Below are 20,785 nucleotides of genomic sequence, written 5' to 3'. Positions count from 1 at the left end.
TGTGCCGAGGTTGCAAGCACAGGGGGTATGCGTGCGAGCGACCCCATTATCTTCAATAAGTGGGGTCGATCTTTTCTTAACGGATACGAGAGCTATCACAGCGCCTTAATCAGTGCTGCTATCTCATCCCACCTTTGTTCATCAATCAACTTGGCGGGCACCATCCAAGTACCGCCACATGCCAGTACAGAGGGCAACGCGAGATAATCGCTCACGTTTTCTTCACTCACGCCGCCGGTTGGCATAAAGCTGACCGGGTACACCGCAGATAGCGCTTTTAACATCGCAATGCCTCCCGACGCTTCCGCGGGGAAAAACTTCAACGTATCAAGACCAAGTTCCATGGCTTGCTCGACCAAACTCGGGTTGTTGATCCCAGGGACGATGGCAATCCCACGTTGTTGGCAATGTTTTACTGTAGTGGGATTAAGCCCAGGGCTAACAATAAAATCCGCCCCAGCGTCAATCGCGACATCGACTTGTGCAAGCGTCAGTACTGTTCCGGCACCAATCAGTAGCTCGGGATAGGCATCGCGCATTTGGCGGATAGCACTGGCAGCCGCGTCGGTACGAAAGGTGATTTCGGCGCACGGTAAGCCATTGTCGACCAAGGTTTTAGCGAGCGGCACGGCATCGTCCGCATTATTAATCGCAATCACCGGCACAATGCGAATTGCCTTGAGACGTTGGTTTAGTTCAGTCATAGGATTCCCTTATAGTAAAACGCTTAATAGCGCTACGATAACAAACGCGATAGTCCCGAGCAGGGTTTCCATCACAGTCCAAGTTTTTAGCGTGGTTTTTTCATCCATTTCGAGCAAACGTGATACGAGCCAAAAACCCGAGTCGTTGAAATGCGATAAAACGGTAGCTCCACCGGCAATCGCGATGACAATAAAGCATAAATCGAGTTGAGATAAGCCGACAGTGTGCGACACCGTGGGCGCAATCAGCGCGGCTGTGGTTGTGAGTGCGACGGTGGCTGAGCCTTGTGCGACACGCAAGCAGGTAGCAATCACAAACGCGGCCAATATTATCGGCATCCCCGTATCTGACAGCATGTTGGCGAGTGCTTCACCAATGCCGCTAGAACGAAGTACGCCTCCAAACATCCCGCCCGCACCGGTCACCAAAATCACCGCACAAATCGGTGCCAATGAGTCGGAGCACAGCTTCTCCATTTTACTTTTGCCAAGCTTTTGGCCGAAGACTAACAAGCAAGTTAACAGCGTGATGAGCAGTGCAACCGGTGTTTTACCCAGCATACGCAGAAAACCAACCCATGGGTTTTCGCCGTCAACGATACCTGCAACACTGAGTGCGTTTAAGCCTGTGTCGAGGAAAATTAGCATGACAGGTAGGAGTAAGATCATCAGCACCGTAGAAAAGGTGGGATGGTCCTTTTTGTTTTTAAACATCACTTCTGTATTTAAAAACGCCTTCGCAAGGGGAATATTGAATTTCTTGCCGGCATACAAACCAAATAAATAACCGCCTAGATACCAAGTGGGTAGCGAAACCAGTAGCCCAACGACCAAGAGAAGACCCATATCTGCGCCGAGTAAATCTGAGGCCGCAACGGGGCCGGGGTGCGGGGGAACGAAGGTATGCATAACCGCAAATGCACCCGCGACGGGTAGGGCATACTTTATCGGTGAGCCACCTAAACGTTTCGCGACACTAAACATAATGGGCATCATCACAATCAGCCCCGCATCAAAGAAGATCGGAAAGCCAAATAGTAGAGAAGCGATACCCAGTGCAAACGGAGCACGGGCTTCGCCAAAGCGGTCGATCAGCGTATCGGCCAATACATTTGCGCCACCGGTGACTTCGAGAATTTTACCAATCATGGCGCCGAGCCCAACGAGCAAGGCGACCGACGCCAGGGTGCCGCCAAACCCTGTCATCATGGCCGGCACTACCTTATCGGTAGGGATCCCCGTGGCCAAAGCAGTGATTAAGCTGACCAATGTGAGTGATGCAAACGCATGCACCTTAAGTTTCATTATCAGTAGTAATAACAACGCGATAGCGCCCAATGCTATCAAGAGTAAAGTAGTGGGTTCAGGGCTTTGTGCGAGTAGTTCCATGGCTCACCTCTTCCGACCAGGATGTTTGTGTTAAACTTCACAAATCTCAACGTTACCGGTAACATGTTACCGGTAACCACACTAAGATAAAGACAATTATTGAATGCGTTATCAAAAATGAGATCTGGTTAAAATCTCGCTAAGGAGTGGGTATGACAATTGGCAGTGTGATTGTGATGGGCGTCAGTGGCTCGGGGAAAAGTACCCTTGGCGCAGAGTTGGCACAGCGCTTAGGGGCAAAGTTTATTGATGGAGACGACTTACACCCGCGTGCGAATATCGAAAAAATGGCGACGGGTAAGCCGCTTGATGATCATGACCGAACTCCCTGGCTGGGCCGGATTAGCGATGCCGCCTTTAGTTTGGAGCATAAACATGAATATGGCGTGATTGTGTGTTCAGCCTTAAAGCGCCGCTATCGAGACCAGATCCGAGATGGCAATCAGAACGTTACCTTTTTGTTTTTGGACGGAGATTATGCGTTGATCCTCGCAAGGCTTCGAGCGCGCAAAGGGCATTTTATGAAAACCCATATGCTGGATAGCCAGTTTGCCACGTTGGAGGTGCCGGGTGACGATGAGCCTGATGTGGTCCGAGTCGGCATTGATGCAGACATTGATACTGTGGTGACACGTGCAGTGAACGCTTTAAAAGACAAGGAGGATGCCGAATGACACATCCGACATTGATGGCAGTGACAGAGGCGTTATGCCAGCGCAGCCAACCGACGCGCATCGCGTTTTTGCATCGGACTCAACAGCAAGCCGATACCGGGAAAGCGCGTACCAGTCTGTCTTGCGGTAACATGGCGCATGCGGTGGCGGCGTCGTGCCAACAAGACAAACAGCACATGCTGGATATGACCACCGCCAATGTGGCGATTATCAGCGCCTATAATGATATGCTGAGCGCGCACGCGCCCTATGCTGACTACCCTGATCAGATCAAAGCCGCTTTGCTGCCGTTAGGTCATACCGCGCAAGTGGCAGGTTGTGTGCCTGCGATGTGTGATGGAGTGACCCAAGGCCAACCGGGAATGGAAATGTCGTTGTTTTCACGTGATGTGATTGCACAGGCGACTGCGATATCGCTGAGCCACAATGTGTATGACGCAACATTATTGCTTGGTGTATGCGATAAAATTGCACCGGGACAATTGATGGGCGCGCTGGCCTACGCCCATTTACCTACCTTATTTATTCCCTCCGGCCCAATGACAACGGGCACCAGCAATGATCAAAAAGTGGCGGTGCGTCAAGCCTATGCGGCAGGCGAAGTAGGCAAAGACGCGCTACTCGCCATGGAATGTCAGGCTTATCACAGCCCGGGAACCTGCACCTTCTATGGCACGGCCAATACCAATCAACTGGTGCTCGAGGCGATGGGATTAATCTTACCTGGCGCTGCTTTTGTCCCACCAGATTCAGCGCTGCGCCAAGCGTTGACTTGCTATGCAGCGACAGCGTTAGCTTCTCAGTGTGCCGGAAGTGCAACTTACCGATCATTAGCCGATGTGGTGACTGAAAAAAGCGTGGTGAATGGTGTGATCGCGTTGTTGGCTTCAGGCGGCAGCACCAACCATACCATCCATTTGGTGGCCATGGCGCGAGCAGCAGGGATTATCCTAACGTGGGAAGATATTGATGCGCTCTCTCGTGTAGTGCCCTTGCTGACTCGAGTCTACCCCAATGGGCCGGCCGATATTAATGCCTTTGAAGCGGCCGGAGGCGTACCGACGTTAATGGCTCACTTACATGCGCTAGGGTTATTGCATGCCGATACCTTGCCTGCCGTCGGCCAATTTAGCGACCAGCTGACCACACCACGATTAGATCAGGGGCAGCTTGTTTGGGAAGCGGCCACCCCATCAACCGACACAGCGGTCATTGCCCAGCCCGGCTCACACTTCAGTGCAGCCAGTGGCTTGCGCATGCTGTCTGGCAATATGGGTAACGCGGTGATCAAAGCCTCTGCGGTTGACCCCGCGCATCGCGTAGTTTGTGCGCCCGCACGGGTGTTTGAGTGTCAGCACGAGGTCGAGCAGGCCTATCAACGCGGTGAGCTCAACCAAGATGTGATTGTGGTGGTGCGTTTTAATGGCCCTGCTGCTAATGGGATGCCAGAGCTCCATAAACTCATGCCTATTCTCGGCAATGTGCAAAAAATGGGTTATCAGGTCGCACTGGTAACAGATGGCCGGTTATCCGGCGCGTCAGGCAAAGTCCCTGCGGCCTTGCATGTCTGCCCGGAAGCCATGCATGGCGGTGCGTTGGCGTCCATTCAAGACGGCGATCTGATCACATTGGACGCGAATACTGGCGTATTGACCTGCCATGCTGACTTATCTCAACGATATGTAGCTAATACGCCTCAAGCTGCTACAACCTGGGGACGTGATTTGTTTGCTGCGGCGCGTCAGCGGGTGTCTCGCGCTGATGAAGGGGCGACGTATCTATTTCCGTGATCGCTCGGTCAACCGTGATGGTTACAAGCTGCCACCGTCTGTGATGGTGTGTGGGATAGCATGCACTTTTTCGGTGATAGTTTCACCGCTTAATGCTTGAATCAAAAGTGTCGCGCTGCGCTCACCGATTAACTCTCGGGGCGTCGCGACACTGGTGAGTCTTGGGCTGACCACAGTGCCAATATCCAACGCATTGTAGCCGACAATGCTAAGCGTTTTAGGTACCTCAATGTCCTGCTGTTTACAGGCAAGTAACGCACCGACGGCGAGGTCATCATTGGTACAAAACAGCCCGTCACAATCTGGATACTGAGCCAAGGTTTGGTTAAGTAAGGTCTCGCCTAAGCTGAATGAAGAATGCTCCTCGGTGGCAACACAGCGAGGAGTGAGTCCTGCCTGTGTCATCGCGCGTTCGTACCCTTTTTGCCGCAGCTGAGTGCGGGTATCCAGCCGAGCCGCCAAATACACAATCTGCGTTTTATCTTTGTTGATCATCGTTTGAACTGCATCATAAGCGGCTTGCTCATGATCAAGCCCAACTGCCATATCAATCGGCGTTTCTGGAAGCTCCATGGTTTCTACCACAGGAATGGCGGCGGTTTTTAACATTTGTAACGTACGTGGGGTGTGGTTAGTTTCAGTGAGGATTAAGCCATCCACTTGATAAGAGAGCAAAGAGGCAATTTTCTCTTCCTCTGCCTGCTCGCTATAGCCGGCGTGCGTAATCAAAATGTCGTAGCCATGTGCCTTAGTCACGCGTTCAATGCCCTGGACTAAATGAGCAAAGACTTGGTTAGACAATGAAGGAAGCACAATTCCAATGGCTTTGCTCGATGATTTAGATAACATCGCGGGCACACGATTTTGTATGTATCCCAATTCTTCAATCACCGCCGCAATCTTGTCGCGTGTCGCAGGGGCGACTGACTCCGGATTGCGCATATAGCGCGAGACTGTCATTTTGGTCATCCCGACGCGGTCAGCAATATCTTGTAAGGTGGCCCGGTTTCTTTTTTCTGTCATCTCATGCACTAGCCGAAAATGTTACATGTAACATTAGAGCAATCTGACCGCCGATTAGCAAGAAAAACTGGTAGGTGGAATTAGGTCTTTATTGAGAACGCACACTGACGATTTTGAATTAAGGCGCCACTTTACCGCGCAAAGACTTAGTCTGGCTCTTACGCTTTTTGGATTCTACGCGGCGACGTTGTGACGCTTTGGTTGGCCGAGTTGGCTTGCGTTTTTTCTGCTCCACCATCGCGCTTTTAATTAGCGCAGCGAGGCGTTCTAACGCGTCTTCTCGGTTTAGCTCTTGGGTGCGGTAGTTTTGCGCTTTGATCACCACGACGCCGTCTTTGGAGATGCGTGAATCGGACAGTGTCATTAAGCGTGCTTTGTAGGCATCAGGCAGTGACGAGGCGTGAATATCAAAGCGCAAATGAATGGCACTCGACACTTTATTGACGTTTTGTCCGCCTTTCCCAGCGGCGCGGATGGCCGTGAGCTCGATTTCACTGTCGGGAATCGCTACTTTGTTGGATAGAGTCAGCATACGGCCTCAAATATTAACAAGAGGCGCGCAGTGTACATAGCATTAGGCCTGTGGCGCAAATAAGCCTGCAGGCCGAGTCTTTTTGAGTCGTTAATCGGCACTTTAGGGTAAATCAAATACCAGTGTTTGGCTGATTTCGTTGCCGACATTACTAAAGGTGATGTGACGGATATCTTCGACTTTCGCGCCATCACCGGGAGAAAGAGATGTGTTTTCAACCTTAAGAGTGCCCGCGACTTGATGCACATAGGCGTTGCGTCCTGCCTCCAAAGCGAAGGTAACAGACTCACTCGGCGCCAAGACAAGCTGCAGCAAACGTGCATCTTGTTTTATTTTTAACGAGCCATTCTCACCCGTTGGCATCGCAATGACGGTAAAGCCGGCTTGGTTGCCAAAATCTTTTTGCTGATAGCCCGGATCTCCGCCTCTTTCGTTAGGTTCAATCCAAATCTGTAAAAAGTGCAATGGCTGGGATGACGAGGCATTATATTCACTATGATAAATACCACGCCCAGCCGACATCAGCTGGAACTCGCCAGCGGGTAGAGTTTGTCGGTTGCCTTGACTGTCTTTGTGTTCTATTGCTCCTTCCAGCACCAGACTGATGATTTCCATATCACGGTGTCCATGGGTATCAAAGCCCGCGCCAGGCGAAACGATATCATCATTGATCACACGTAGTGCAGAGAAGCCCATATGATGGGCATCGTAATAGCTACCAAATGAAAAGGTATGGCGGCTTTGTAGCCAACCAAAGTTAGCCTGACCGCGATCGCTGGCATGACGTACTGTAATCATAACGCTTCTCCTCACTGATTCGATGTTGAACAGCGGTGACGCTGAACAATAGATGCAGTGTAGAAACAAAAACGCCGTGCGAACACGGCGTAATCTTGTGCATCTTGTTCTAAAACATTGAACGAGTATCGTGCAGGAGAAATAGCACGCATCAGATAATGTACTAAAGCTTAAATGTTTCCATGCGTGTTTTTAAGTTATGCGCAAGATTGCTGATTTGGTCACAGGCAATCGCTGTTTGCGTTGCCCCCTCGGCCATTTCCGTTGAGGCACTATTAATGTTCTCAACGCTGCGGTTAAGCTCGTTAGAGACAGAGCTTTGTTCACTGCAGGCGGTAGCAATTTGGGTACTGCGTTGGGCGATATCATCAACAGAGACTTCAATTTCTCGCATTTGTTCGCCGGTATCGCTGACCGTTTCTACACATTGCGTAATGCCTGCTTGGCATTCATGGCTGGATTCGCGGACCTTAGTCGTGTTTATTTGCAGTGTCTCGATGGTATTAACAATTTGCTCGGTCGATTCTTGAGTACGCTGTGCCAGTGAGCGAACCTCATCGGCTACCACAGCAAACCCTCGGCCTTGCTCACCGGCACGGGCTGCTTCTATCGCCGCATTCAAAGCCAGTAAATTAGTTTGCTCGGCAATACCACGAATCACATCAACCACGACATTAATGTCTTCGGAGCTTGTTTTAAGTTGCTCTGTTAACGTCTCTGAGTCTTGCATCAATCTAGATACGCGTTCAATAATGCTAATCGCATCGGCTAATGAACCACTCCCTTTTTTTGCTATATCTGCTGCTGAATGCGCTGATGTTGCGCCTTCTTCGGTATTTTGTGCCACTTCACTGACAGCGGCTTGCATCTGGGTCATCGCTGACGCCACCGATCCAAGCTCTTGCTGCTGGTTTTGCATACCTGACGCATTTTGAGATGAAATCGCACTCACCTCTTCAACGGCGGCAGTTAGCTGAATGGTAGAATCGTTAATTTCTGATACCAATCCGTGAAGATTGTTTTGCATCGTCACCAATTCTTTGAGTAAGGAGCCAAGCTCATCTTTGGACAAGTCCTTTTCATCAAATTTGTTGTTGAGCTGACCTTTGGCAATACTCGAAGCAAACGCGAGCGCTTTATCGACTGGGCGAGAGATAGCGCGAGAAAGCAGAATAGATGCAGCCATAATCACTAAAATAATCACAAGTGTTCCAATGGCTGCATTTATCTGAGCGGCGGTTGCTGCACTCTGGGCTTCTGCCCCAATTTGCTTTACTAAGTCATCGTTTAGTTCGAGTGTGTTATCCAAGCTTTTTAGCGCATCGGAATAGGTCCCAAAACTGGCTAACACGACTTCATTCGCTTTGTCAGGATCGTCATTTCTTAAAAGCTGGTTATAAGACTGGGTTTCCTTAATGTACTGATTCCAGGTTTTCTTAAACACATTAAATGATTGTTTCTCTTGTGATGTGAGGTCCAGAGCTTGATAAGCTTTGATCCCAGCTTGTACATCGGCACGCCATTGGTCGAGATCGTTTAACCATTGCGATATTTTTGGGTTACCGCTGTTTGGTAGCAGTGAAAATTCATCTTTTCGGACTTTGGTGATGTCGACCTGGATGCCTTTTAATATTGATACCGAGGGGAGACTTTTGTTTGAAAGTTGTGTGATGTCTTTACTTATCGTGGATAGGCCGAGCATAAACATGATGGCAACGGAGGCAAAAACGATAAAAACGGCAATAAAACTGAGCCCTATTTTTTTGACAACACTAAGATCTTTCATCATCTGCTTTCCTGTTCATCGCGCTCATGAACTAGCGCAAAGGTGTTTTGTAACAACATTAAGCTAAGCGTAGACGATTTAGATGATAAAAATATTATTAATTGTGAGAGAAGAATATAAACGCGCGGAGGGAAAACCGAGGAGTAACTTGTTATGAAAGCGGGCCGTTAATCTTGAATGCTATTAGACCCGCTGGTTCTAGGGGATGCGTGCTATTTCTTTGCTGTCAGTTCGAGAGGACGGCATACGATTTGAGGTGTTTAAAAGTAAAAATAGCTAGTAATGTGACCACTCATCTCTTCGTTCTCCCAGTGCTGGTAGCGTGCTTTACTGCGAATAGACCAATCATCGGTGACGCGCCAGTGCCAAGTCATATCGACTTGTGATTGTGTCAGGGAGGAACGATTAAGCAGCGGCAGATACTGTGCTTGCACGCCGAGACGATGGTCATCAGCAAGTTGCCATAGCAATCCTGATTCTACGCCGGTTGCTAGATTAAATTGGTCATCGCTGGCATCGCCATGAGTTAATGCTGTTGACCACAAAGCGTAGGCATGTAAACCGTCACTTTCTCCCCACGACTGACCAACGCCCCCTTGGGCAAACCAACGGCTATCTTGTCTCTCGGTGCCTGGTAAACGGTCAAAGCCTGCACGGATATTCCACGATAGACTAGAGAAAACCCGTTTTTTCGGCGCGATTGTCATTGCATCGATCAGATAAAGCTTATCCAGTTGCGTATTACCGTTTTCATCGTGACTGATAGCGACATCAACAAAGCTGATTTGTGCTCCGGGCACAAAGCCATCTTGGGGATCCATTAAATCATGGTATGCTGCGCGCCATTCAAGCGAGAGGGCATCGGGACCGTATTTTGCGGTTCTTGCTCCAAAACCAATACGTGTAGAGCCGTGCCCTTTATCCGGCGATACATTGATATTAGCTACGGACTCAAACGGAGAGGCTGCACTGACTTGGCTGCGCATGCTGAGTAATTTAGTGAGGCGCTGCGCATAGGGATCTCTAGGAAGTGCTTGATCATAAAAATCAAAATTGAGCCACTCGTAAGCAAATTCATAAATAGCGGCCAATTGCTCGTCAGTATACTGCTGATGGTCAGGGAAATGGCCACTTTTCGCTTTTTTCGCGGCTTCAAACACCGCAGGAGAGGCTTGTTGCGACATATTTAATAGGCGAGTGCCAAACGAGGCACGAAAACTCGGTGTCTCAATCAAGTCATTACTGGCTAGTGTTTTTACTGTATCTGACGGGATCGCTTGAAACGGGAAATCATCGACCAAACTTAAATCATCGCGAGCCAACTGAAGCAATGCGAGCAGTTGGTATGAGCAGTTTTCGTCAAGAAAGTAGTAATCGAAGGTCGCGCTTTGCATCTCCCACAAATGCAGCAATACACGATTTACCTCTTGCTCGGACAAGTTAAGGGGATATTCCCAAATATCTCGCGACTCAATGTCGTTATACTCGCGAACCTTACGATAATAAGGCATCACAGTAAATTGCCCCGGGTAAGCACCAAACAGCCCCTTTGTGGCATACATGGCGGCATTGTCATCTTGGCTGGGTTCGGCAGCAAAATTGACTGCAAATGCCACCAATTCTTTATTTCGTGTTTGATCTTGTGCGTCAATTCGCAACAGCGTATGGCCAAACATTGATGAGGGATTGTTCATAAATGCCGTTGGAAAAACCAGCGTCATGCCATCTGGATCAAGCACCTTTTGCCAACGCTCAAGTTCAGGGCAATCGAGTTGTGCAGTGCGTCCTGCTTTAGACTCGAGCCATGTAAAACGCGCGGGATATTGACACCTTGCTGCTTTTGCAAAGGAGGCATCGGCATGGTAAAGCGCATTAATTGTCGCTGCTAGCTCTTGTTGCGGGTGTGTCTTTCCGTTAGCGGCAAGGAAAAAATCTTCTGAATCAACCGTACTTTCATAGCCTGATAACGTGTTAGGTAGATAGTGAACCAGTTTTAGCCAGTATGCTTGGTTGGCCAAGGAGGGAATATCAAAGTCACTATTTTTCGTAACAGTAGCGGTCTTAGCAAACGTAGCCGTGTTGGTAAAATCAGGCGTACTCGCAAAAGCCGGCGCGCTAAAGAGAGAAAGAATGATGAGACTAAGACGAACAAATAGCGAGGTGCGAGAATGAATAAGTCTCATATCAGTACAACGATTCACGTCCAGAAACATGAAAGTGCCCAAGTAGGGCACTTTCGTACTTAATAACCGCCACTGTTTGGCGGATAACCGTCAAGCGTTATACCGCTTAAATTTTATACGTTGAAAGCTGCTCGTTTTGCGCTACAACAGTATTTAGGTTGGTCAGTACTTCTTGTGAAGTGACTTGATCAGAGGTTACGATCGATGCAAAGTTTTGCTTAGCAACGTCGTTAAATGCTGCTTTGTCTGCATCTTTGATGCCCCAAACTTCAGAAAGCGTTGCCAACGTTTCGCCTTCGCCGCGTGCGATATCACGCGCTAGGTTGTCCATGTTTCCGTCAATGAACATGGCTAGCTTCTGCTGCGAATCAATGGTGCCTGTGCCATCACAGCCTAGCGTACCAAAGGTGATACCAAAGGTTTGGTTACCAGATGTGCCGTTTGTGGTCGCGCCGAGTACTTTGTAAACCTTTCCTTGTTGACCATCAAATACCATTGTGCCGAGACCACAGCCGATATCTGAATCTGCCAATGCCGCGCCAGAGAGTGGAAGGGTAGCAAGTGCAGCAATAGCGATAAATTTTTTCATGGTAATCCTTTTGATTAAAAGTGTTGCAACTAGAGTTTACCTCATAATAGCTTCTCAAAGGTGAGATTATTAGGCAGGAAAACCCTAAAAATTTGGTGTGATGATTATATTGACTGTTTTGTATAATTTCAACGACACCTTTGCAAACGTGGGATTAGCTGCTCAAAGAAAGAGAAATAGCGAGCGATAACAGCTTATAGTGGCCAAAGCATTCATAATAGGAATGTTCGTCAGGCAATAACACGCTAACATGCAAGGACAGCATTGAGTGAGCTTATGGCAAATCAAACCGCAACGGATACCTCATCGAAACAATCTGCCGTGAATCGCAACAGTAAAAACCTGACTATATTGTGGGAGCTTATTGCGTTTATCCGCCCTTACCGTTGGCAAGTGAGCGCGGCATTGCTGGCTTTGGTTTTTACCGCATCATTAACACTCTCGGTCGGACACGGCGTTCGGCTTTTGATCGACCAAGGCTTTGCACAGCAATCACTGGTTGAGTTGGGCAATGCGGTACAGTTTATTTTGCTGATCACGGTATTAATCGCGATCGGCACCTTTTTCCGGTTCTATCTGGTGTCATCGGTAGGTGAGCGGGTCAGTGCCGATATTCGCCAAGCGGTGTTTGATCATGTGATTGATCTGCATCCGAGTTATTTTGAAACCCACGGCAGCGGCGAAATTATGTCGCGGATCACCACAGATACCAGCTTGCTGCAAAACATCATCGGCTCCTCTTTTTCCATGGCGATGCGCAGTGCGTTGCTGTGTGTGGGCGCTATCATCATGCTGTTTGCCACCAATATTAAACTGACCTTAATTGTGCTGGCCTCCGTGCCTTTTATTTTGGTGCCAATACTTATCTATGGCCGTCGCGTGCGGGCATTGTCGCGGCAAAGCCAAGATTCGATGGCGGATGTAGGCAGCTATGCCGGTGAAGCGATCGCCAATATTAAAACCGTGCAAAGCTTTGCGGTAGAAGATCACGCCAAAGCTGCATTTGGGCAAGAAGTGGAGCGTGCCTATCTCATCGGACGCGAGCGCGTGAAACAACGAGCCATTCTTATTTCCGGCGTGATCGTGATTGTATTTAGCGCCATTACTGGCATGTTATGGGTCGGTGGTCGTGATGTGATTCAAGGTACTATGTCAGCAGGGGATCTGGGTGCCTTTGTATTTTTCGCCATCATGGTAGCCTCTTCCATGGCCACTTTGTCGGAAGTGCTGGGGGAGTTGCAGCGCGCGGCTGGCGCGACAGAGCGCTTGGTAGAACTTTTACACGTGCAAAGCCATATTCGTACGCCAATCACCGCGCTAATAGACCCTCAAACTTTGAGCAATGATATTCGTTTTGAAGCGGTGCATTTCCATTATCCCACGCGTCCTCATCAACCGGCGATTGATACGCTGAACCTTGCTATTCAGCCTGGTGAAGTCGTGGCGTTAGTGGGGCCGTCGGGGGCCGGAAAAACGACGGTCTTTGAGTTACTACAACGCTTCTACGATCCGCAGTCGGGTGCGATTACACTGGGAGGACAAGATATTCGCCGCTTGTCCCCGCAAGCCTTGCGCCAACAAATGGCATTGGTGCCGCAGCAACCGGCATTGTTTAGCGATAATGTGATAGGAAACATCCGCTACGGCAGGCCAGACGCCAGTGAGCAAGCGGTGAAAGAGGCGGCAGTTCAAGCGCACGCTGACGGCTTTATTCAGCAATTACCGGACGGCTATCACAGCTTTTTGGGCGAGCGTGGTGTGCGGCTTTCGGGCGGCCAACGGCAGCGAATTGCGATTGCCCGCGCAATTCTCAAGGACCCACGGATTTTATTGCTCGATGAAGCCACCAGCGCGCTGGATAGTGAAAGTGAGCATGCGGTACAACAAGGATTGGCCACCTTGATGCGCAATAGAACGACCTTGATTATTGCTCATCGATTGTCGACCATTCAACATGCTGATCGCATTGTGGTGATGGATCAAGGTAAGTTGGTGGATGTGGGCAGTCATACCGAGTTGTTGGCACGCTGCCCTTTATATCAGCGCTTGGTAAAACGGCAATTTAACCCTTCTTCAAGTCACTAAGCCTTGTTTTCCAAGGCTTTAATCTGTTGGTCAATCTTTTCCGCTTCTTCGGTGAGTAGTGAGTAACCTCTGATATCGCCATTGCGTTGAGCTTCAAAGGCTTGTTGTTGTTTGGCGTCGTACTGCTTTTTTAGCTTTTTAACCGGGTTCGGTTTTAGAAACGAGAGCATAGTGGATCCTTATAGATGGTGACTGCTCTCAGTACGACGTTAACCTCCACTTAGATGACCGCTTGCTATGACTAGAATGAATACGTCACGCCCAGCGCGCCGCCAAGTTGCAACTCTGGACCGCCGTGGAAGTTAAGCTCTGGATGGACTTGGCCGTAGGCACTGATCTGTTTGGTGATTTCCCAATCTAATCCTATCGGTAAACGAACGCCATAGTCGTCGTCCCACTCCGCCCAGCCACCGGCGCCTACATACCAATCAACCGGGACATCGAGGTTATCAAAAGTGCCTTGTTGAAAAAGATAATCAAATGCGGTGCCATCATTGCCGAGGGTAAAACGGTATTGATCGTCGATTTCCAGTACAGCGCTTAGTTGTTGATCAACGGCGAGACCCGCCGAGATGCTGGTTTTTTCTTGCGCCACCGCTTGAGTGGTGAGACCAAGTGCGAGCAGGAGACCGAGAGCGATAGGTTTCATAGTGTGCCTTAATACTGCTTTTTCAGATGGCACAGAATGTAGCGGTGTTCGGAGAACAATCTGTCAAGCGTTTGTCAGCGACATTTAAAAGTTCATACCCTTATGTCAACGTTTGCCCAGAGAAAGCCATTCATAAAAAAGGCGAGCCGAGCGGCTCGCCTTTAACATCACTCTTTCCGCGAGCGGAATGGATTACTCATCCATATAGTTTTCAATGCTAGGGCAAGAACAAATCAAGTTACGGTCGCCGTAGACATTATCGACACGGTTGACCGATGGCCAGTATTTGCTTGCCTTATTATGGGCAGATGGGAAGCAAGCCAACTCACGTGAATAGGCGTGAGACCACTCGTCTGCCATCAGATCCGCTTGGGTGTGAGGCGCATTGACCAATGGGTTGTCTTCCAGCGTCCATTCACCGTCTTGCACCTTGGCAATTTCCTCGCGGATGGCAATCATGGCATCACAGAAGCGATCCAATTCCTCTTGGCTTTCACTTTCGGTCGGCTCAACCATCAGCGTACCCGCGACCGGGAACGACATGGTCGGCGCGTGGAAGCCATAATCCATCAAGCGTTTAGCAATGTCTTCTTCGCTGATGCCGGATGCCTCTTTGAGCGGACGAATATCGATAATACATTCGTGCGCAATGCGTCCATTTTTGCCGCGATAAAGCACAGGGTAGTAAGGACGCAAACGTTCCATCACATAGTTGGCACTGAGAATCGCCAACTCGGTCGCGCGCGTCAGGCCTTGTTCACCCATCATCGCAATGTACGCCCATGAAATAGGAAGAATCGAGGCGCTACCCATAGGTGCAGCCGAGACGGCAAATTCGTCGCCTTGCTCCACATGACCGGGAAGGAAAGGCGCAAGGTGCGATTTCACGCCAATCGGTCCCATACCTGGGCCGCCGCCACCGTGGGGAATACAGAAGGTTTTGTGCAGGTTGAGGTGCGAGACGTCTGAGCCAATATAACCCGGTGTGGTCAGCCCCACTTGCGCATTCATGTTGGCGCCGTCTAAGTAAACTTGGCCACCTGCCTCGTGCACCAGCTCGCACACTTGCTGCACGGTTTCTTCGTACACACCATGTGTCGATGGGTAGGTGATCATTATGCACGAGAGCGCATCGCGGTGTTTATCGATCTTGGCTTTCAGATCATCAATGTCGATGTTGCCATCGTCATCACAGCCAACTACAACCACTTTCATTGAGACCATGGCTGCGGAGGCAGGGTTGGTACCGTGGGCGGAGCTTGGGATCAAGCACACGTTGCGGTGACTGTCACCACGGCTTTCATGGTAGCGCTGAATCGCAATTAAGCCCGCATACTCCCCTTGCGCGCCTGAGTTGGGCTGCATGGATATCTCGTCGTAGCCGGTGATTTCACACAGCATGTCACGCAGTGATTTGCCCAGTGTTTGATAGCCTTTGGCTTGCTCCAACGGCACAAACGGGTGCAGGGCGCCAAACTCTGGCCAGGTGACAGGGATCATCTCGGCCGCAGCGTTGAGCTTCATGGTACAGCTACCGAGCGGGATCATGCCGTGGGTGAGGGAAAAGTCTTTGTTTTCTAACGCCTTCATATAGCGCATCAGCTTGGTTTCACTGTGATAGCGGTTAAAGACAGGGTGCGTTAGGTACGCGCTACTGCGGCGGCATGTGGCAGGGATCGCGGCAAATTCATCGGCTTCAATGTCGCTCGCCACGGCATCCGCATCGCCTTGACCGGTGAGTGCGGTAAGCAATTGATTGACTTCTGCCAGCGTGCTCGCTTCATCAAAGCTCACGCCGAGCTGGCCATCCAGTTTACGCAAGTTAAAACCAGCATCTTGCGCTTGTTGGTACAAGGCATCGGTTTGCTCGCCCGTGTTAAACGTCACGGTATCAAAGAAGCTATCGTGCGCGAGGCTCAACCCGGCTGCTTGTACCGATTTGGCGAACAGCGCGGCGAGGTGATGCACGCGGCGAGCAATTTTCTTTAAGCCTTCTGGACCGTGATACACCGCGTAAAAAGCAGCCATGTTGGCCAGCAAGGTTTGAGCGGTACAAATATTGGAAGTCGCTTTTTCACGGCGAATATGTTGCTCACGCGTTTGCATCGCCATGCGCAGGGCTTGGTTGCCTTTGCTATCGACCGATACGCCAATCACTCGGCCTGGCATGGTGCGCTTGAGCTTGTCGCGTGTCGCCATAAAGGCGGCGTGTGGGCCCCCGTAACCCATAGGCACCCCAAAGCGTTGTGCCGACCCAATCACTACATCCGCGCCCATTTCACCCGGCGCTTTAAGCAAAGTGAGTGAAAGCAGATCGGTAGCAACCGCGACCAGCGTCTTCTTGCTTTGTGCTTCTGCGATAAGCGCACTGAGATCGCGCACTTCGCCGGTGGTGCCGGGGTATTGGAGTAGGGCACCAAATACATCGTGCTGATCCAGCTTGTCCGTGTCATCAACAATGATGTCAAAACCTAAGAAGTTGGCACGCGTTTTAATCACATCCAAGGTTTGTGGGTGCACATCGCTGGCGACAAAAAAGGCGTTGCCTTTGTGCTTGCCGCCACGCTTACACAGGGTCATGGCTTCCGCCGCGGCAGTGGCTTCGTCGAGCAGCGACGCGTTGGCCAAATCCATCCTCGTTAAGTCCATTACCATTTGCTGGAAGTTCAGTAAGGATTCTAATCGGCCTTGCGAGATCTCGGGCTGATAAGGCGTATAAGCGGTATACCAGCCAGGGTTTTCCAGCACATTACGTAAAATAGGCGGTGGGGTATGAGTGTGGTAGTAACCTTGGCCAATCAAGCTACGCTTTATCGTATTTTGCGTAGCTATGTCGCTCAGTTCCGCCAGCATCTGGGTTTCGCTTTTCGGCGCACTCAGATTAAGCGGCTTCGGCAAACGGATATCCGCAGGAACGGTTTCTTCAATCACATGCTCAAGGCTGGTGGCATTGATCGCCGCCAGCATAGCGTCTTGTTGTTTGATATCCGGTCCATTGTGGCGAGCAATAAAATCGTTATCAGCCACTAAGCTATCGAGTAAACGCGTTTTGGTCATGATATTCGTCCTGAATTAGTCGTCGATGGCGGCGGCATAAGCATCCGCATCCATCAGATGATCCAAGTTGGTGTCGTCAGCGAGTTTAATCTTGGCAATCCAGCCGCCCTCAAAAGGTTCGTCATTAACTAACTCTGGGCTGTCTTCTAAATCGTCGTTAATGGCGACAACTTCACCATCAACCGGTGCATAGATATCAGAGGCGGCTTTTACCGATTCCACCAGAGAAAAGCTTTCACCTTTTTCAGTACTGTCACCCAGCTCAGGTAGATCGACAAACACGACATCGCCAAGTAGGCCTTGGGCATGATCAGTGATCCCCATGGTGACTGTGCCATCGCCGTTGTCTTTGACCCACTCATGGCTTTCGGAATACTTCAGTGTCGCGTCCATTTGCTACTCTCCTGCTAAATTACGAACTGCTCGATTTGTGAGCAATTTACATTGTAAATTGAGGCAAATACTATTTTACCGCCTCATAATCCTAAGTAATTGATATATGGATATTTATTGCTATGCCTTTATTGACGATAAAGCGGGAAGCGGGCACATAGCTGTTGCACTTGTTTACGAATCCGCGCTTCAACCTCAGCGTTGCCGTCTGGTTCCTCAACTAAGGCATCTAATACATCGCCAATCCATTCACCGATTTGACGGAATTCTTCGGTGCCGAAGCCGCGGCTGGTGCCGGCTGGTGTACCGAGGCGAATCCCCGATGTGATCATTGGCTTCTCGGTGTCGAATGGAATACCGTTCTTGTTACAAGTGATCCCCGCGCGCTCGAGTGCTTGTTCGGTTTGGTTGCCTTTTAGACCTTTCGGGCGCAAATCAACCAACATCAGATGAGTGTCGGTGCCGCCCGTGACAATGTCGCAGCCACGCGTTTGTAGAACCTCGGCCAGTACTTTGGCGTTAGCAACGACTTGATCAATGTACAATTTAAACTCAGGCTCTAGCGCCTCACCAAATGCCACGGCTTTCGCGGCAATCACGTGCATTAATGGACCGCCTTGCAGGCCGGGGAACACGGCCGAGTTGATCTTCTTATTGATGTCCTCGTGATTGGTGAGGATCATGCCACCGCGTGGACCACGCAGGGTTTTATGCGTGGTGGTGGTGACCACGTGCGCATGCGGCAGTGGCGATGGATGGGCGCCGGTGGCCACTAAACCGGCAATGTGTGCCATATCGATCATCAGATATGCGCCTACTTCATCGGCAATCGCGCGGAAGCGAGCAAAATCAATTGGGCGTGGGACAGCGCTGCCGCCGGCGATGATCATCTTAGGTTGGTGTTCACGCGCAAGAGCCGCGACATCGTCATAATCAATTTCTAGAGTTTCTTGATTAACACCGTATTGCACGGCATTAAACCACTTGCCTGATAACGCAGGGCGTGCCCCGTGAGTAAGGTGGCCTCCGGCATCCAGTGACATACCCAAAATAGTGTCACCAGGTTGCAGCAGTGCCAGCATCACGGCACCGTTGGCTTGTGCGCCAGAGTGCGGCTGCACGTTTACAAACTCGCAGCTAAACAGCTGTTTGGCACGGGCTTGAGCAATGGCTTCGACTTCATCGACATGCTCACAGCCGCCATAATAGCGACGTCCTGGATAGCCTTCTGCGTATTTATTGGTCAAGCAAGTGCCTTGTGCTTGCATCACCGCTTGCGAAACGATGTTTTCTGATGCGATAAGCTCGATTTGCTGTTGTTGGCGTTTGTGTTCGGCTTGCACGGCTGACATCACGGCACCATCGGATTCCGATAAATTGGTGGAGAAAAACTGCTCCAATTCTACATTCGGGTAGCTCGGTTTCATTTCGCTTTCCTTGTTGGCGATGGTGGCTAACAGGCCACAACATTAATCGGGATCACATTGGTAGCGAGGCCACCTTGTGAGGTTTCTTTATATTTGCTCATCATGTCGAGGCCGGTCTCGTGCATGGTTTTAATCACGCTATCGAGTGAGACATGGTGTTGGCCGTCACCACCCATTGCCAACCGAGTCGCGTTAATCGCTTTCACGGCACCCATGGTATTGCGCTCAATGCAAGGGACTTGTACGAGGCCATCTATTGGATCACAAGTGAGGCCGAGGTTATGCTCCATGCCGATTTCTGCCGCGTTTTCAATTTGTTGATTACTTGCGCCCATGGCTGCGGCTAATCCGGCTGCTGCCATCGAACACGCCACGCCAATCTCTCCCTGACAACCGACTTCTGCTGCCGAAATCGAGGCATTGGTCTTGTACAAAGAGCCGATAGCCGCGGAAGTCGCCATAAAGGTGCGGATGCCTTCAGGGTTATTGGGCGATACAAATTTATCGTAATACGCCAGTACTGCAGGGATCACGCCGGCAGCACCATTAGTCGGTGCGGTGACGACTCGGCCACCGGCGGCGTTTTCTTCGTTCACTGCCATGGCAAACAGGTTGACCCAATCATTGGTATCTGTCGGTAATCCATGGGCTTGCTTGTCATGAATGGCCTCGTACATGCCTTTGGCGCGTCGCTTGATGTTCAAACCGCCTGGCAGCACGCCGCCTTGTTGAACCCCGCGATCAATACACTCACGCATCACTTGCCATATATGGTCGAGCCCTTGATTGACGGTTTCATGCGTTGCTGCCGAGTCATGATACTGGGCGCGCGCAATTTCGTTGGTGAACATCAATTCGCTAATACTCATCCCGGTTCGATCACATTGCGCCAGCAGCGTTGCCGCACTATCAAATGGATAAGGTGGCGTGAAATTAGTTGCCAAGGCATCCGTTTCGCCCTCTTCGACCACAAAGCCGCCACCGACAGAGAAATAGGTCTTGCTGGTCAAGCAGTCACCGGCTTTATCATATGCGCTGACAGTCATGCCATTAGGATGCGCGGGGAGAACCTGATCATAATGAAAGGCAATATCTGCCTCCCAGTTAAATCGAATATAATGCCGGCCGGCAAAGGGCAGTTCGCCACCATTTTTAACCATATTAGTCATGGTATCGATTTCATCTGATTCGATAGTCGCGGGCATTTCGCCCATCAATCCCATCACGCAAGCGACATCCGTGGCATGTCCTTTTCCGGTCAGCGCCAAAGAGCCGTATAAATCGACAGTCACACGATGGATCATATCGAGCGCGAGCGTTTGCGACGCAAGTTGCGAAAAACGTGCGCAGGCAACCATGGGCCCGACAGTGTGTGAGCTTGAAGGCCCCACGCCTATTTTGAACAGGTCAAACATGCTGTGACTCATGGCCTGCCTCCTCGATCAGTAAGGTACGTTTTTATCATTATTTATACTGTCCTACATGCCAACGGGTGTTGCCGACATTGCTTCACGTTACAGCAAACAGTTAAGCGGTGAGCTCTCGCGCTTTACCATTAATTTAAACATTTTGTTAACGTACCTAAGCGTTCACTTTTCCGCAAAATAAATTTCCAATAAGAAACCTATGTTGTGATCCTGAAGACAAAACCTCACCTTTTCTCTCTCAACCAATGCAGCGCAAACGTTTGCCTTTTTATCTTAAGA

The 20,785-nt window shown here is 50.1% G+C and carries 17 protein-coding genes; 3 read left to right on the top strand and 14 right to left on the bottom strand.

Annotation, left to right across the window (positions count from 1 at the left end; all coding sequences use genetic code 11):
- Nucleotides 1–95 precede the first annotated feature (95 nt).
- Nucleotides 96–704, bottom strand: coding sequence for a bifunctional 4-hydroxy-2-oxoglutarate aldolase/2-dehydro-3-deoxy-phosphogluconate aldolase (locus tag BZG78_RS07945; protein WP_077660879.1), 609 nt, complete (start codon nt 702–704; stop codon nt 96–98).
- A gap of 9 nt (nt 705–713) precedes the next feature.
- On the bottom strand, nt 714–2,093 hold the full coding sequence (locus BZG78_RS07940) for a GntP family permease (RefSeq protein WP_077660878.1): 1,380 nt from the start codon (nt 2,091–2,093) through the stop codon (nt 714–716).
- A 152-nt stretch (nt 2,094–2,245) separates the two neighbouring features.
- Between BZG78_RS07940 and BZG78_RS07935 the strand changes: the two genes are divergently transcribed.
- Together BZG78_RS07935 and edd are read left to right on the top strand one after the other, a co-directional pair.
- On the top strand, nt 2,246–2,767 hold the full coding sequence (locus BZG78_RS07935) for a gluconokinase (protein WP_077660877.1): 522 nt from the start codon (nt 2,246–2,248) through the stop codon (nt 2,765–2,767).
- Nucleotides 2,764–4,557 (top strand): phosphogluconate dehydratase, encoded by a 1,794-nt coding sequence (edd, locus tag BZG78_RS07930; RefSeq protein WP_077660876.1) that lies wholly within the window; start codon nt 2,764–2,766, stop codon nt 4,555–4,557. Before BZG78_RS07935 ends, edd begins: the two co-directional genes overlap by 4 nt.
- Nucleotides 4,558–4,578: 21 nt before the next feature.
- Here the strand turns inward: edd and BZG78_RS07925 are convergent, their stop codons facing one another.
- The 6 genes from BZG78_RS07925 to BZG78_RS07900 all read right to left on the bottom strand — a co-directional run bounded on the left by BZG78_RS07925 (nt 4,579) and on the right by BZG78_RS07900 (nt 11,468).
- A complete protein-coding gene (locus BZG78_RS07925) occupies nt 4,579–5,580 on the bottom strand; it encodes a substrate-binding domain-containing protein (protein ID WP_077460904.1) in 1,002 nt (333 codons plus the stop codon).
- Between the two features lie 118 nt (nt 5,581–5,698).
- On the bottom strand, nt 5,699–6,112 hold the full coding sequence (arfB, locus tag BZG78_RS07920; RefSeq protein WP_021022988.1) for an alternative ribosome rescue aminoacyl-tRNA hydrolase ArfB: 414 nt from the start codon (nt 6,110–6,112) through the stop codon (nt 5,699–5,701).
- 102 nt (nt 6,113–6,214) lie between these two features.
- Nucleotides 6,215–6,910, bottom strand: coding sequence for a pirin family protein (locus tag BZG78_RS07915; protein ID WP_077660875.1), 696 nt, complete (start codon nt 6,908–6,910; stop codon nt 6,215–6,217).
- A gap of 163 nt (nt 6,911–7,073) precedes the next feature.
- Complete coding sequence (locus tag BZG78_RS07910) at nt 7,074–8,699, bottom strand: methyl-accepting chemotaxis protein (RefSeq protein WP_077660874.1); 1,626 nt, start codon at nt 8,697–8,699, stop codon at nt 7,074–7,076.
- 257 nt (nt 8,700–8,956) lie between these two features.
- Entirely contained in the window at nt 8,957–10,879 is a 1,923-nt protein-coding gene (locus tag BZG78_RS07905) for a DUF4105 domain-containing protein (RefSeq protein ID WP_242412998.1), read from the bottom strand.
- Between the two features lie 106 nt (nt 10,880–10,985).
- Nucleotides 10,986–11,468 carry a DUF3015 domain-containing protein gene (locus tag BZG78_RS07900; protein WP_021022964.1) on the bottom strand — a complete coding sequence of 161 codons (483 nt, stop codon included), beginning with the start codon at nt 11,466–11,468 and terminating at the stop codon, nt 10,986–10,988.
- Nucleotides 11,469–11,744: 276 nt separating this feature from the next.
- Between BZG78_RS07900 and BZG78_RS07895 the strand changes: the two genes are divergently transcribed.
- Entirely contained in the window at nt 11,745–13,553 is a 1,809-nt protein-coding gene (locus BZG78_RS07895) for an ABC transporter transmembrane domain-containing protein (RefSeq protein WP_077660873.1), read from the top strand.
- Here BZG78_RS07895 and BZG78_RS15315 read toward each other — a convergent pair.
- From BZG78_RS15315 to BZG78_RS07870, 6 genes are all read right to left on the bottom strand, one after another.
- On the bottom strand, nt 13,550–13,723 hold the full coding sequence (locus tag BZG78_RS15315) for a DUF6435 family protein (protein WP_108743183.1): 174 nt from the start codon (nt 13,721–13,723) through the stop codon (nt 13,550–13,552). The two genes, BZG78_RS07895 and BZG78_RS15315, sit on opposite strands and share 4 nt — an antisense overlap.
- Before the next feature lie 71 nt (nt 13,724–13,794).
- Nucleotides 13,795–14,202 carry a hypothetical protein gene (locus BZG78_RS07890; protein WP_077660872.1) on the bottom strand — a complete coding sequence of 136 codons (408 nt, stop codon included), beginning with the start codon at nt 14,200–14,202 and terminating at the stop codon, nt 13,795–13,797.
- A 192-nt stretch (nt 14,203–14,394) separates the two neighbouring features.
- Complete coding sequence (gene gcvP / locus BZG78_RS07885) at nt 14,395–17,259, bottom strand: aminomethyl-transferring glycine dehydrogenase (protein WP_077660871.1); 2,865 nt, start codon at nt 17,257–17,259, stop codon at nt 14,395–14,397.
- A gap of 15 nt (nt 17,260–17,274) precedes the next feature.
- Complete coding sequence (gene gcvH, locus BZG78_RS07880) at nt 17,275–17,652, bottom strand: glycine cleavage system protein GcvH (RefSeq protein WP_077660870.1); 378 nt, start codon at nt 17,650–17,652, stop codon at nt 17,275–17,277.
- A 128-nt stretch (nt 17,653–17,780) separates the two neighbouring features.
- On the bottom strand, nt 17,781–19,079 hold the full coding sequence (locus BZG78_RS07875) for a serine hydroxymethyltransferase (RefSeq protein ID WP_077460915.1): 1,299 nt from the start codon (nt 19,077–19,079) through the stop codon (nt 17,781–17,783).
- Between the two features lie 26 nt (nt 19,080–19,105).
- Nucleotides 19,106–20,506, bottom strand: coding sequence for an L-serine ammonia-lyase (locus BZG78_RS07870; RefSeq protein WP_077660869.1), 1,401 nt, complete (start codon nt 20,504–20,506; stop codon nt 19,106–19,108).
- Nucleotides 20,507–20,785: the final 279 nt, after the last annotated feature.

Origin of the sequence: Salinivibrio sp. MA351 (assembly GCF_001996065.1) — a bacterium.
Taxonomy (GTDB): domain Bacteria; phylum Pseudomonadota; class Gammaproteobacteria; order Enterobacterales; family Vibrionaceae; genus Salinivibrio; species Salinivibrio costicola.
Note: the sequence above shows the minus strand (reverse complement) of the source record. Positions and strands in the feature narration are given on the sequence as shown.

Coding starts and splice junctions, on each gene's coding strand:
- gcvH (WP_077660870.1), bottom strand. CDS start 17,652: ATGGACGCGACACTGAAGTATTCCGAAAGCCATGAGTGGGTCAAAGAC.
- edd (WP_077660876.1), top strand. CDS start 2,764: ATGACACATCCGACATTGATGGCAGTGACAGAGGCGTTATGCCAGCGC.
- BZG78_RS07875 (WP_077460915.1), bottom strand. CDS start 19,079: ATGAAACCGAGCTACCCGAATGTAGAATTGGAGCAGTTTTTCTCCACC.
- arfB (WP_021022988.1), bottom strand. CDS start 6,112: ATGCTGACTCTATCCAACAAAGTAGCGATTCCCGACAGTGAAATCGAG.
- BZG78_RS07945 (WP_077660879.1), bottom strand. CDS start 704: ATGACTGAACTAAACCAACGTCTCAAGGCAATTCGCATTGTGCCGGTG.
- BZG78_RS15315 (WP_108743183.1), bottom strand. CDS start 13,723: ATGCTCTCGTTTCTAAAACCGAACCCGGTTAAAAAGCTAAAAAAGCAG.
- BZG78_RS07900 (WP_021022964.1), bottom strand. CDS start 11,468: ATGAAAAAATTTATCGCTATTGCTGCACTTGCTACCCTTCCACTCTCT.
- BZG78_RS07890 (WP_077660872.1), bottom strand. CDS start 14,202: ATGAAACCTATCGCTCTCGGTCTCCTGCTCGCACTTGGTCTCACCACT.
- BZG78_RS07935 (WP_077660877.1), top strand. CDS start 2,246: ATGACAATTGGCAGTGTGATTGTGATGGGCGTCAGTGGCTCGGGGAAA.
- BZG78_RS07905 (WP_242412998.1), bottom strand. CDS start 10,879: ATGAGACTTATTCATTCTCGCACCTCGCTATTTGTTCGTCTTAGTCTC.
- BZG78_RS07940 (WP_077660878.1), bottom strand. CDS start 2,093: ATGGAACTACTCGCACAAAGCCCTGAACCCACTACTTTACTCTTGATA.
- BZG78_RS07870 (WP_077660869.1), bottom strand. CDS start 20,506: ATGAGTCACAGCATGTTTGACCTGTTCAAAATAGGCGTGGGGCCTTCA.
- BZG78_RS07895 (WP_077660873.1), top strand. CDS start 11,745: ATGGCAAATCAAACCGCAACGGATACCTCATCGAAACAATCTGCCGTG.
- BZG78_RS07915 (WP_077660875.1), bottom strand. CDS start 6,910: ATGATTACAGTACGTCATGCCAGCGATCGCGGTCAGGCTAACTTTGGT.
- BZG78_RS07925 (WP_077460904.1), bottom strand. CDS start 5,580: ATGACAGAAAAAAGAAACCGGGCCACCTTACAAGATATTGCTGACCGC.
- gcvP (WP_077660871.1), bottom strand. CDS start 17,259: ATGACCAAAACGCGTTTACTCGATAGCTTAGTGGCTGATAACGATTTT.
- BZG78_RS07910 (WP_077660874.1), bottom strand. CDS start 8,699: ATGATGAAAGATCTTAGTGTTGTCAAAAAAATAGGGCTCAGTTTTATT.